The 12,470-nt window shown below is 37.4% G+C and carries 9 protein-coding genes and 6 pseudogenes; 11 read left to right on the top strand and 4 right to left on the bottom strand.

Annotated elements, in window-relative coordinates; all coding sequences use genetic code 11:
- Positions 1-54: 54 nt before the first annotated feature.
- Positions 55-225 (bottom strand): hypothetical protein, encoded by a 171-nt coding sequence (locus ACWYN3_RS27035; protein ID WP_456217138.1) that lies wholly within the window; start codon positions 223-225, stop codon positions 55-57.
- A gap of 342 nt (positions 226-567) precedes the next feature.
- On the opposite strand from ACWYN3_RS27035, the pseudogene ACWYN3_RS27030 reads away from it, so the two are divergent.
- The 7 genes and pseudogenes from ACWYN3_RS27030 (at position 568) to ACWYN3_RS27000 (ending at position 6,684) form a co-directional block, all read left to right on the top strand.
- Positions 568-1,981: pseudogene (locus ACWYN3_RS27030) on the top strand (tetratricopeptide repeat protein).
- Between the two features lie 252 nt (positions 1,982-2,233).
- Positions 2,234-3,006, top strand: a pseudogene (locus ACWYN3_RS27025) (phosphosulfolactate synthase).
- Between the two features lie 36 nt (positions 3,007-3,042).
- The gene (locus ACWYN3_RS27020) at positions 3,043-3,786 is read left to right on the top strand and encodes a shikimate dehydrogenase family protein (RefSeq protein ID WP_456217137.1); all 744 of its coding nucleotides are present in this window, start codon (positions 3,043-3,045) and stop codon (positions 3,784-3,786) included.
- Positions 3,787-3,798: 12 nt separating this feature from the next.
- Positions 3,799-4,387, top strand: a pseudogene (gene gldD, locus ACWYN3_RS27015) (gliding motility lipoprotein GldD).
- Positions 4,388-4,399: 12 nt separating this feature from the next.
- On the top strand, positions 4,400-5,038 hold the full coding sequence (locus ACWYN3_RS27010; RefSeq protein ID WP_456217136.1) for an MBL fold metallo-hydrolase: 639 nt from the start codon (positions 4,400-4,402) through the stop codon (positions 5,036-5,038).
- Between the two features lie 31 nt (positions 5,039-5,069).
- Positions 5,070-6,302, top strand: coding sequence for an ABC transporter permease (locus ACWYN3_RS27005; RefSeq protein WP_456217135.1), 1,233 nt, complete (start codon positions 5,070-5,072; stop codon positions 6,300-6,302).
- Position 6,303: 1 nt separating this feature from the next.
- Positions 6,304-6,684 (top strand): hypothetical protein, encoded by a 381-nt coding sequence (locus tag ACWYN3_RS27000; protein WP_456217134.1) that lies wholly within the window; start codon positions 6,304-6,306, stop codon positions 6,682-6,684.
- Positions 6,685-6,702: 18 nt separating this feature from the next.
- Here ACWYN3_RS27000 and ACWYN3_RS26995 read toward each other — a convergent pair.
- The 3 genes and pseudogenes from ACWYN3_RS26995 to ACWYN3_RS26985 all read right to left on the bottom strand — a co-directional run bounded on the left by ACWYN3_RS26995 (position 6,703) and on the right by ACWYN3_RS26985 (position 8,222).
- Positions 6,703-7,559 (bottom strand): annotated as a pseudogene (locus ACWYN3_RS26995) (menaquinone biosynthesis family protein).
- Positions 7,560-7,593: 34 nt separating this feature from the next.
- Complete coding sequence (locus ACWYN3_RS26990) at positions 7,594-7,974, bottom strand: phosphorylase family protein (RefSeq protein ID WP_456217133.1); 381 nt, start codon at positions 7,972-7,974, stop codon at positions 7,594-7,596.
- 53 nt (positions 7,975-8,027) lie between these two features.
- On the bottom strand, positions 8,028-8,222 hold the full coding sequence (locus ACWYN3_RS26985) for a hypothetical protein (protein ID WP_456217132.1): 195 nt from the start codon (positions 8,220-8,222) through the stop codon (positions 8,028-8,030).
- Positions 8,223-8,305: 83 nt separating this feature from the next.
- Here ACWYN3_RS26985 and ACWYN3_RS26980 point away from each other — a divergent pair, with 83 nt between their 5' ends.
- From ACWYN3_RS26980 to ACWYN3_RS26965, 4 genes and pseudogenes are all read left to right on the top strand, one after another.
- The gene (locus ACWYN3_RS26980) at positions 8,306-8,719 is read left to right on the top strand and encodes a 6-pyruvoyl trahydropterin synthase family protein (RefSeq protein WP_456217131.1); all 414 of its coding nucleotides are present in this window, start codon (positions 8,306-8,308) and stop codon (positions 8,717-8,719) included.
- A gap of 13 nt (positions 8,720-8,732) precedes the next feature.
- Positions 8,733-9,370: pseudogene (gene folE / locus ACWYN3_RS26975) on the top strand (GTP cyclohydrolase I FolE).
- A 17-nt stretch (positions 9,371-9,387) separates the two neighbouring features.
- Positions 9,388-10,274: pseudogene (fabD, locus tag ACWYN3_RS26970) on the top strand (ACP S-malonyltransferase).
- A 28-nt stretch (positions 10,275-10,302) separates the two neighbouring features.
- A complete protein-coding gene (locus tag ACWYN3_RS26965) occupies positions 10,303-12,066 on the top strand; it encodes a hypothetical protein (RefSeq protein ID WP_456217130.1) in 1,764 nt (587 codons plus the stop codon).
- Positions 12,067-12,470: the final 404 nt, after the last annotated feature.

Raw genomic sequence — 12,470 nt, 5'->3', positions numbered from 1 at the left:
GGTATTTTACCGGCTTTTTTATTCTGTAAGTTAAAGCAGATTTATAAATCAAATTTAATCTTCCTGATCAGCAACCTGCACAGCGGCAATCTTTTTACCGTCTACCGGTGAGTAGCTGTCGATAGTTGTCTTGTTTTTTTTTCCCCATACGTTTCCTGTGCTATATGCTGGATTTAAGTCCAGTATACCTAAGTTTTTTAAAACTGAGTTTATATTAGTTTGCATAGTTATTGATTTATACAAATCAACAAAAAAAATCCTGAATGATTGGGAAGCTTTCAGGAGATTAAAAAAAGGCCTTCTAATTTCTTGACCTGAATCTTACGCAGATTAAAATTAAGTTGCGTTTCTTTGTAAGAATTCAGGAAAAATCCCAACAGCAATAAAAAAAATGCTGACCCAAGCTAGCCGGCTTATTTACTGCTAAATTTAATATTATCAGCTAATTACAATGTAAGTTGTTTGGATGTTGATAATTATTTCGGTTTTCATTGCATGCTATATAATACTGTAAACTTATACTGTATTTTAGAAAAAAAGGGAGCTGTTCTTTAATTATTCAATACAATGGAAGAGGAATTTTACTTTGATTTTAGTGATGACGCACAGCGTTCGGTAGAGCGTTATGAAGAGATGATAAGGAACCAGGATCAGTACTTTTTTTTTTGATGCCCAGGCCTTTGAGAATATCATTGACTACTATATAGAAAAAAGTGACCCCATAAAGGCACTGCAGGTGATAGAATATGCACTGAATCAGCATCCATATGCTGCTGTGTTTTTTTATTAAACAGGCGCAATTACTTTTTATCACCGATCAGATTGATAAAGCATTTTTCTCTTTGCAAAAAGCGGAAATGCTCGAAGCTTCTGAATCGGAAATCTATGTCCTTCGCGGAAATATATACAACAGCCTGGAGCGTTATACAGAGGCATTGGATAATTTTCAGATCGCTTTGACTTTCGCCGAAACGACAGATGAAATCCTGCTTCAGATCGCTTATGTTTTCAGAATATGCTGGATTACGAAAGTGCAATCAAGTATATCAAGCAAAGTCTGGAACAAAATATGGAAAACAAAGACGGTTTATATGAACTGGCTTTTTGTTATGATATTCTGGATAAGCAGGAAGAAAGTATCCAGTTTTATATGGAATATATTGATAACGATCCCTATTCTTATGCTGCATGGTACAATCTCGCAAATTCTTACCACAAACTTGATTTGTTTGAGAAAGCAATTGATGCTTATGACTATGCAATTCTGATTAAAGATAACTTTGCTTCGGCTTATTATAACAAAGGGAATGCCCTTGTGCAGCTTGACCGCTATGCAGAGGCAATTGAAGTTTATAAACAAACCTGGGAATATGAGAAGCCAAATGCAGATACTTATTGTGCAATAGGCGAATGTTACGAAAAACTGGAGCGCATGGACGAAGCACGTGCCTATTATAAAAAGTCCGTGAAGATGGATAATAAACTGGCAGATGCATGGTTTGGAATAGGTGTTACCCTTACCCTTAATTTTGAGGAGCGTTATTTTGAATCTCTTCACTTCTATAAAAAAGCAATAGAACTGGATGATGAAAATCCTGACTTCTGGTTTGCAATGGCTGATGCTTATTATAAACTCGGACAAATAGAGCAATCTGTGGATGCATACCATAAAGTGCTGGAATATAATCCGCTTGATATAGAGGCATGGCTGGATTTTTCTACGGTATTATATGAACAGGGGAGATTGCTGGAAGCTTCAGAAACTATTTCGGACGGCATAAAGAATAATCCTGACGCTGCGGAGCTTTATTACAGACAGGTTGCGTATTTATTCGCCCTTGGCCAACATAAAGAGGCTTTGGTTTATTTGGAAACAGCCTTAGTGACAGATCCGGAGAAACATTATATTCTTTTTGAATATCTGCCGCAATTACAAGACAACAACGCGATTATAGAGGTTATTAACAAGTATATCAAATAGCCATTTAATCGTTACACAGTAATACATGGGGGGCATTTTTGCGTTATGCAATTGACGACCTCTAAAAAGCTTATGTCAGATAATGACATAAGCTTTTTAGTTTAGAATATGTACTGTTGATAGCTTCATCACCTTTAAAAAACAAATAGAAAACAGATGAAACCTGCATATTTCATGCAAGCTTCATCACCTTTAAAAAACAAATAGAAAACAGATGAAAATAGCCTTATTTTTTTCACCTTTACAGCAGATATGAATTACCCATTGAATAATATCCCGGAACGTCCAGTAAAACCACGCCAGAGCGGCATAACTATGGTGATGGACAAGGGCCTCAGTTTGAGACAGACAGAAGATTTTATTGATGTTGCTGGTATCCATTCCGACATCGTAAAATTAGGTTGGGCGACATCGTTTGTTACCCCTAAATTAAAAGAGAAATTAGATATATATCGTAGTGCAGGTATCCCGACTTATTTTGGAGGTACTTTGTTCGAAGCGTTTATTATCCGTAATCAATTTCAAGATTATATTATATTCGTGTACTGGAACAATATGGGATGGAATACGCAGAGGTTTCTGATGGTTCTATTGAAATTGAACATGATCTTAAATGCGAATACATTCATAAATTAGCCAAACACGTTACTGTGATTTCAGAAGTAGGATCTAAAGACGCTACGAAAATATTTGCACCATATAAATGGATCAAATTAATGAATGCTGAGATTGAAGCCGGTTCATGGAAAGTAATTGCAGAAGCAAGAGAGGGTGGAAATGTAGGTATTTACAGAGGTTCAGGCGAAGTGCGTGAAGGATTAGTAGATGAAATATTAACACAAATTCCAGCAGAAACTATTATTTGGGAAGCTCCGCAAAAAGAACAACAGGTTTGGTTTATCAAACTGATTGGAACTAATGTGAATCTTGGTAATATTGCTCCAGCTGAAGTTATTCCATTGGAAACTATTCGTTTAGGATTAAGAGGGGATACATTTGATCACTTTCTTAATTTAGGCAAGTAACCGGCTATATATATCCGGTCTGCTGCTGAGACACATATGAGAACATTCGGACTAATTGGTTATCCGCTGGCACATTCCTTTTCAAAAAAATTCTTCACTGAGAAATTTGAGAAAGAAGGAATAGCTGAGCATAAATACGAACTCTTCCCAATAGAAAATATAGCTGCTGTAGTCTCTTTGATTGCAGCAGACAGCTCACTCAGCGGGCTCAATGTAACTATACCTCATAAAGTCGGCGTAATGCCTTATCTGAATGAACTGGAACCCGCAGCTGAAAAAATAGGTGCAGTAAACTGTATTTCTATAAAGCATCAGGAAGGGAAAACCATACTTAAGGGATATAACACGGATGCATTTGGTTTTCAGGAGTCACTAAAACCTTATTTGAAGAAACATCATACGCGTGCGCTGATACTTGGAGATGGTGGAGCCGCTAAAGCAGTGAAGTATGTATTAGATCAACTCAACATCACTTATCTTTCTGTAGTCAGAAAGGCTGCTCCAAATGCAATATTGTATAGCGACCTCACTGAGGAACTGATTCAGAAACATCAGGTGATTATCAATACAACCCCTTTAGGGACTTTTCCGAATATTGAAGCTTCTCCGGCAATACCTTATCAATGGCTCACTGGACAGCACCTGGCTTACGATCTGGTTTATAACCCGGAAGAAACGGAATTTTTGAAACGTGCGAAAGCACAGGGAGCTGCGGTTAAAAATGGATATGAAATGTTACAGCTTCAGGCAGAACGGTCCTGGGTTATCTGGAACTCTTAGGTTAAAATGACCATGAAACATTATTTGCTGTATGGTATTTTTTTTCTTTTATGCTGTAGTGCAGCTTGTACCAGTAATGAAAGTTATACACCAAAGCCAAGAGGATATTTTCAGATTAAGTTTCCGAAAAAAGAATACCTGACTTACGATGATGGCTGTCCGTTTTCTTTTGACTATCCAAAATATACAAAAATAGAGGCGGACAAAGAACGTGGAGCCGGCAAATGCTGGAGTAATGTCCATTTTTTCTCAGTTTAATGCACGTTTACACCTTACTTATTATAATGTTTCTTCAAGAAAGGAATATGAAGGTTTAGTAGAGGATGCACGTACATTAGCCTTTAAACATACAGTTAAAGCCAATTCTATTGATCAGAAACTGATCAATTTTCCAGATAGAAAAGTTTATGGCGTTTATTATGCCATAGAAGGAAATACGGCATCATCTGTGCAGTTTTTTCTGACAGATAGTGCTAAACATTATTTTAGGGGAGCTTTATATTTTAATGAGCGTCCGCAATATGACTCAGTTGCCCCCGTTGTGAGTTTTATAAAGAAGGATATTGATCGAATGATCGATACTTTCAGATGGAAAAACTAATTATAAATTTCGATGATTACTCTTAAACAATTTACATTCAACCCGTACCAGGAAAATACTTATGTTTTATATGATGAAACAGGAGAGTGTGTAATTATTGACCCGGGAATGTACGATGGTGCTGAACAAAATGTATTAGCCAGCTGGATTAAAGAAACAAAGCTGAAGCCTGTATTGTTGTTAAATACCCATTGTCACCTGGACCATGTTTTTGGTAATAAATTTGTTTTTGATAACTGGGGTTTAAAACCTCAATTCCATAAAGGAGAGTTGTATATTCTTCAGGCGGTCCCTGGATATGCGCCGCAGATGGGGATGAATTATGAACTCTCACCAGAACCAGAAGTTTTTCTGGAAGAAACGGGTACTGTGACTTTTGGGAACAGTGAATTGGAGCTGATCTTTGCTCCCGGACATTCTCCTGCGCATTTATGCTTTTATGCAAAGGCGGATGGATTTATTGTTGGTGGTGATGTTTTATTCTATTCTTCGATTGGCCGTACTGACTTGCCAGGGGGTAATCATCAGCAGCTTCTTGATAATATCAGGGAAAAACTTTTCATTTTACCAGAAAATGTAGAAGTTTACCCTGGTCATGGCCAGTCAACAACTATTGGTTATGAGAAGAGAAACAATCCTTTTTTAAAATAAGTACCTTTATATTTGACCAAACCACCAGCATTTGAACACAGCACTCTATATTGCCCGCAGATATCTTTTTGCTAAAAAATCTACCAATGCTATAAATATCATTTCTACCATATCGGTACTAGGGGTTTTTGTAGGAAGTGCGGCTTTGATTATTATTTTATCGGTATTCAATGGCTTTGAAGAGGTTGTTTTAAAAATGTTTAATACAATTACCCCGCACCTGGTGATTGCTCCTGTTCAAGGGAAAACCTTTGATCCTCATTCAGTTTATTTTACAGAGCTTAAGACGGCAAAAGAAATCTATTCCTATACTGAAGTGCTCTCAGAGAATGCATTGCTGAGATATCGTGACAAGCAATCCGTAGGTATGGTAAAAGGGGTAAGTACAGCTTATCTTAAAAATAAAAGCCTGGATAGTATTACCGTTCAGGGGAAATTTGTACTTGAAAACGAAGGTGGTCCCAATGCGGTTATCGGCTCTGCCTTACAAAACTACTTAATGGTCAATACCAATGATCCATTTACACAGTTGCAGGTTTTTTCTCCTAAAAAGGGATTGAAGACAAGCTCGGTCAATCCGGCTGATGACTTTATGGATTTATATATCCCGGTATCTGGTATTTTTGAAGTACAGCAGGATTTTGATAATATCGCCATTGTACCATTAAGTTTTGCCAGGAAATTATTGCAGGAGGATATTAAGGTCTCTTCTATAGAACTCAATCTGCAAAAAGGGGTTGATCCGGATGCCTTTAAGGCTAAGATCGAAAAGCAATTGGGTGCTAACTATGTTGTTAAGGATAGGGTTGAACAGAACAAAGCATTATATAATATTTTAAGCACGGAGAAATGGGCAGTATATATCATTTTAACTTTTATTCTGATTATTGCCATTTTTAATATCATAGGTTCTCTAACCATGCTGGTTATCGATAAGCTGAAAGATATTGCAATTTTGAGTAGTCTTGGGGCTGGCAAAGGTCTGATCAGAAAGATATTCCTTTTTGAAGGAATGATGATCACGCTGGCAGGCTGCATTTTTGGCCTTTTCGTTGGACTGGTATTTTGTTTGCTTCAGCAAAAATTTGGGTTAGTCAAAATGTCACAGGACAATCTGCTGATGAGTAACGCTTATCCTATCGGTCTTAAATGGAAAGATTTTTTATTAGTATTCATCACAGTGAGCATTTTCTCGTTTATGGCATCAGCTTTGTCATCTAATTTGAGCGTGAAGAACATTAATCACTTAAATCAAGATCTCTAACATGAATTTCTTAAAACGTACGTTTTTATTGTTATTTGTACTTTCCGTTGTTATTTTAGGCTGTAACCGTAAGGGGACAGATGATCAAAAAAATAAAACAAGAATAATAAAGGGGCTGTACAGTTATGGGCCTGAAATAAAGTCGTTTACTGATTGCGAAGAAGGTAGGGAATACTGGGTCGCAGATAGTTCTAAAACACTGGAACTAGGTTATAGCAAGTTCAATTTCGAGAAACCATACGAGCCTGTTTATATTGAGGCAGAATGTCATGTCATTAAATCTGATAGCCTTGTTGTGTCAGCAGACTTTGATTCTACTTTAGTAGTTACTAAATTGATTAAAATCACCAAAGAAATTCCAGACGGACCTTGTAATCAATAGGGCCAGGCTATCCCGGATTTAATTAGTCACATAAAGATTTTGGGTGATTTTGGGAATGATACCCTTTTCCTGCGCTATTTTAAACAGAATGTCGATTGCCTTTCTGCCCTCAATGCCTAAATCGACCGAATATTTGTTGACGTATAGATCTATGTGTTTATACATGACTTCTTCATTCATTTCCTGGGCATGAGCAGAGATAAAGTCAATACCTGATTTTGGATTTTTGAATGCATATTCCACAGATTTTCTGATCAGGCGGTTTACTTTAAGCTGTATTTCGCGATCGAGTTTACGATTCACAACAATTCCTCCCAATGGAATAGCACAGCCGGTTAAATCTTCCCAGTAACTGCCGAGATCTACGATTTTATGTAAGCCTTTTGCGGTATAAGTAAAACGGTTTTCGTGAATGATCAGACCAAGGTCGATACTGTCATTCAGTAGCGCATCCTGAATTTCTGAGAAAACCATTACCTGTTTATTGAGCAAATTGGGAAATGCAATACCCAACAGGAAATTTGCAGTTGTCAATTCCCCGGGAATAGCTACTGTCAGTGAAGAATTTTCTCTGTTTAATTCATCGCTGTCAATTAAACTTTCATTATTACAGATTAGCAAGGGGCCAACCCCAAATCCTAATGCACTTCCGGCATCCAGCAAAGCATATTTATCTGCAACATGGGCAAAAGCATGAAAACTTAATTTGGTAATATCCAGCTCAGCTCTCAGTGCCTTTTGGTTTAAAGTTTCAACGTCATCGAAGAATACTTCGAATTCTAATCCTTCAGTATCAATTTTATGATGAATCAATGCATCAAAAATAAAAAATCGTTCGTTTGGACACAGGAGGAAAAAGCGAGTGAAAGTTTCATTTGGTAAATGTAAGCAGTTCCTGTATCTGCTTGGTTAATCGTTTGTCAAAAATTCAATTGCCCAGTTGTTCAGGTTTTTGATAGCCAACCTTATATTCCAGGCATCGCGATTTCTTTCTTCAACGTAATTGGATATACTGCGAATCTGAATACAAGGGATGTCAAGCTGCTCGCAGCTGTAAAAAACAGCAGCACCTTCCATACTTTCGGTAATGGGGTTCAGTCTCTGACTAATAGCAGCTATACTTGCCTTATTTCCATGTACTTTGTTTATCGTTATACCGTTCACCTCTGGTAAATTGAGCGAAGCGGGGATGTTTTTAGCCGTATACCTGCTTTTCCCAAAGCCCATTGCATCTATCGTCAAGAACTCATCTTTATTCTCTGCACCTAATTCTGAAAACTCATCACTCACAACATTAACCAGGCTGCCTAATGGGATATTAGGATCATAACATCCGGCGATGCCTAATTAACAACCAGTTTATAGTCTGATGAAGGGGATAAATGCTGGCCTAATGCAAATGCTGTGGCAGTCATCCCTACGCCGGTAATCAGCAGGTCAAAACGTGGAGTTTGAATAAAATTACCTTCAGCAAGGCTGAAGGTATGGCAACATTCAGCTACTTCAGCTCTTGTTGCTGCAACGACCAGTATCTTCATTTAACGAAGTTACAAAATAATGGATCTACCTAGCGTGCTTGTTTTTAGATAGTCTTCGTATATTTGCGGTCAATTACTGAAATATGATTTATATAACCCGCAAAGAATCTTTCAACGCCGCACATAAATTAGCAAGACCAGACTGGTCTGATGATCATAATCTTGAAGTTTTTGGCAAATGTGCCAATCCTAACTGGCATGGTCATAATTATCAGCTTTTTGTTACTGTAAAGGGAGAAATTAATCCTGAAACAGGATTTTTAGTCGACCTGAAATGGATGAAAGAAATTATCAATGAGCAGCATATCATTGACAAACTTGATCATAGAAATCTTAATCTGGATGTCGATTTTATGAAAGACAAACTTGCTTCAACAGAAAACCTGGTGATTGCAGTTTGGGAACAGCTATTACCACATATTCAAAAAGGTGGTGCAATTTTGCATTGCGTTAAAATTTACGAGACCGAAAATAATTTTGTAGAGTACTTCGGTTAATCAAACGATATACATGGAAAATAATACACTAGATGCCTTTGATGAAGAGAACGAAGGGTATATTAAAATAGATCGTTATAACACAGCGAAAACAGTTTCTATTTCCAGCCATTATACTGATATATTGACTCAGCTGGGTGAAGACCCTCAGCGTGAAGGTTTATTGAAAACGCCTGAGCGTGTAGCTAAAGCGTTGCAGTATCTTACGCATGGTTATGACATCAAACCGGATGAAATCCTGCGGTCGGCAATGTTTAAAGAAGATTACAGCCAGATGGTTGTGGTAAAGGACATAGAAGTTTATTCTATGTGTGTGAACACCATATGCTGCCTTTCTTTGGTAAAGCCCATGTGGCTTACATTCCTAACGGTCATATTGTTGGTTTAAGTAAAATCCCTCGTGTTGTGGATGCTTTTGCAAGAAGATTGCAGGTACAGGAGCGATTGACAAATGAAATCAGGGATTGTATTCAGGAAACTTTAAACCCTGCGGGAGTAGCGGTGGTTATCGAATGTCAGCATTTATGTATGGCAATGAGAGGGATACAGAAACAAAATTCAGTAACAACAACCTCAGCTTTTACAGGAGAATTTGCAAAAGACAAAACGAGGGCAGAGTTTTTGAGGTTAATAACAGCACGGTTACATTAGAAAAAAGAATAATATAAATGAAAGCATATTTATTTCCAGGGCAAGGCGCACAATTTTCAGGTATGGGTAAAGAACTGTATGAGACTGAGATGGCCAAAGAATTATTTGAAAAAGCAAATAATATTATTGGGTTCCGTATCAGTGACATCATGTTCTCCGGTACTGAAGAAGAGTTGAAGCAAACTAAGGTTACCCAACCAGCTATATTTCTTCACTCTGTTATACTTGCCAAATCTTTAGGAGATGATTTCAAACCTGATATGGTTGCGGGACACTCTTTAGGAGAGTTCTCAGCATTGGTTGCAGCATCTGCAATCTCATTTGAAGACGGATTAAAACTCGTAATCGCACGTGCAAATGCAATGCAAAAAGCCTGCGAACTGCAACCTTCTACAATGGCTGCTATCTTAGGCTTAGCAGATGATGTAGTAGAAAATATTTGTGCAGAAATTGATGAAGTAGTTGTAGCAGCGAATTATAACTGCCCGGGACAACTGGTTATTTCTGGTAGTATAGAAGGGATTGATATCGCTTGTGCGAAATTGACTGAAGCTGGAGCAAAAAGAGCCTTGAAATTAAATGTAGGTGGTGCATTCCACTCTCCATTAATGGAGCCTGCCAGAATTGAACTGAAGGAAGCAATAGAAAATACTACAATTTTTTTGCCCCTGTATGTCCAATTTACCAGAATGTTGACCCGATACCACAAACAGACCCTGAAAAAATTAAATTTAATTTAATTACACAACTTACAGGTGCTGTAAGATGGACCCAAACAGTAGAACGTATGCTGGCAGACGGAGCTGATGAATTTTTAGAAGTAGGACCGGGCAAAGTATTGCAGGGCCTGGTTAAAAAAGTAAGCAGAGAAGCTCAGACAAGTTCTGCAGCAATTCCTGTTTAATCGGTGATCATTAATTAAAAAAACCGGCGTGAATATAGGGGGTAAAATAAGATTTCTTTTATTGATTCTGGGGATATGCTGTATTGTTACCGCATTATCGTTAAAGCATTCTATAACAGAAAAAGACCTTCTGCAACACGAGGCAAGCAAACTTCAGGAGAACCTTGCTTTAAACGAACAGGCTGTATATAATTTCTTAGCAGATGCGCAGCAGCTCGAAAGGGCCAAGCAGTTTCACCTGAATGAAAAATTTTTTGCTTTGAATTATATCAATTCATTTGGCGTAAAAGGAATAAGTATTCTGACTTACGACCACGCCGTACTTAAATTCTGGAGTTCAAATAAAGCGATACCACCTAATCTGGACAAGGTAAAAGAAGGGTCTTCTTTTCTGCAACTGTCTAATGGATGGTATGAAGCGATTAAAAAAACAGAAGGAAGTTATACTTTGATCTTTCTGATCGATGTAAAAGACCAGTTCAGTATTCAGAACCGGTATCTTAAAAATGGAATCGTAAATAACTTATCTACTACAAATTCTTTGGCTCTGGCTTCCTTTATGGACGAACAGGTTAATGGAATTATGAACCTGGATGGTAAATTATTGTTTGAGGTGAAACTCAAGCCTAACTATACTGAAAGTGTTTATTCTACCATTCAGATCTGGCTATGGGTAATTGGTTTATTCAGTTTTTCTCTTTTTGTTAATTCATTTTGCGCCAGACTGGCCAGAAGGGGCTATTTGGTTCCTGCTACGTTACTGCTGCTGATTACCTTTTTCCTGGGTGTCAGAATTACAGACCTGGAATACGGCTGGTATAATCACCAGTTTAATCTCGAAATTTTCAGCCCATCTATTTATGCTGAAAGTTTCTTTTTACCCTCTCTTGGAGACTTCCTGCTGAATGTCCTTTCTATTACCTGGGTTGTGCTCTTTGTTTATACCTATAAAGATAATTACAGGCTTCCCCAATGGATGGTCAGGAGTAAAATGGCCGGGTGGTTTTTCCATTTTGTGCTACTGATGCTTTTCTCTGGTATTGCCTTTTTGATGAATGAAGTATTCTTTGGCCTTATTTACAACTCCAAGATAAATTTTGATATTACCAATATTATCAATCTAAGCTGGTTAAGCTGGGTTTGTATTATTATTCTATGCCTGGTCTGGTTTAATGTTTATCTGATAGCCAGTATTGCTATCGAGTTAACCAGGCAGCTTTTTGTGACCAATAAAGAAAGGGTGATTTTATTTATTACCTTGTTTTCTCTGTATTTCATTTACATGTTATGTACAGATTTTACGGCTTTCTTTATCGCATATGCGCTATTCCTGTTTATCATTTCTTATAACAGCTATATTCAGAAGAATAAGTTTTCGATTGGGATTTTTGCTGCGGTCTTTTTCTGCCTTGCGTTTATTTCTTCTATCAAGTATTTAAAATTCAATGATATTAAGGAGCGTAGTAACCGCTATGTGATTGCACAGCGGCTGCAATCTTCGGATGATCCTAAAGTGATCAATTCTATTGAGAGTCTTGGGAACGGGATTTCTAATGATCTTTTTATTACAGATTACTTTAAAAGCCCCGGGTCAAACAGACACCTCGCTTTACAAAACTATATTATTAAGACTTTTCTGGATGGCTATTTAGCTCCTTTTGAACATAATTTCTACGAATTTAATGCGGCAGATTCTACGCTTGCTGTCAGAGAAGAAAGGTCATTACAACATTATCAGAACCTGGTTAAATCGGGGTCTGTAAAAATCTCAAACTTCTTTTTTATCGCCTGAATGATACTTTTGGCTATCAGAACTACTTCGGGATAATCCCGATTTTTGATGATAACCATATTCTGGGGACACTGGTTATTGAATTAAAATCTCAGCAGTATAATTATAACAGCCAGTTTCCTGAGATCCTGATTGATGGGAAATTAAAAAATGACGAAGACTACAGTAATTATTCCTTTGCATTTTATAACAATAATAAGCTGATTAAGCAGGCAGGAAAGTATACCTATAAAATTGCCAATACGGAATTCAAGGGGATTTACGGTGAACCAGTAATTGTGAATGAATCTAAGTTAGGCTATAGTCACCTCATCTATTCGGCAAGCAACTCAAAAATTATAGTAATCAGTAAAGAGAAGGTGAACTACATTGTCAGGCTCGCAGCATTATCTTTCTTTTTCCTG

The sequence above is a fragment of the Pedobacter sp. NJ-S-72 genome (assembly GCF_053890575.1).
Note: the sequence above shows the minus strand (reverse complement) of the source record. Positions and strands in the feature narration are given on the sequence as shown.

Coding starts and splice junctions, on each gene's coding strand:
- ACWYN3_RS27035 (WP_456217138.1), bottom strand. CDS start 225: ATGCAAACTAATATAAACTCAGTTTTAAAAAACTTAGGTATACTGGAC.
- ACWYN3_RS27020 (WP_456217137.1), top strand. CDS start 3,043: ATGAGAACATTCGGACTAATTGGTTATCCGCTGGCACATTCCTTTTCA.
- ACWYN3_RS27010 (WP_456217136.1), top strand. CDS start 4,400: ATGATTACTCTTAAACAATTTACATTCAACCCGTACCAGGAAAATACT.
- ACWYN3_RS27000 (WP_456217134.1), top strand. CDS start 6,304: ATGAATTTCTTAAAACGTACGTTTTTATTGTTATTTGTACTTTCCGTT.
- ACWYN3_RS26985 (WP_456217132.1), bottom strand. CDS start 8,222: ATGAAGATACTGGTCGTTGCAGCAACAAGAGCTGAAGTAGCTGAATGT.
- ACWYN3_RS26980 (WP_456217131.1), top strand. CDS start 8,306: ATGATTTATATAACCCGCAAAGAATCTTTCAACGCCGCACATAAATTA.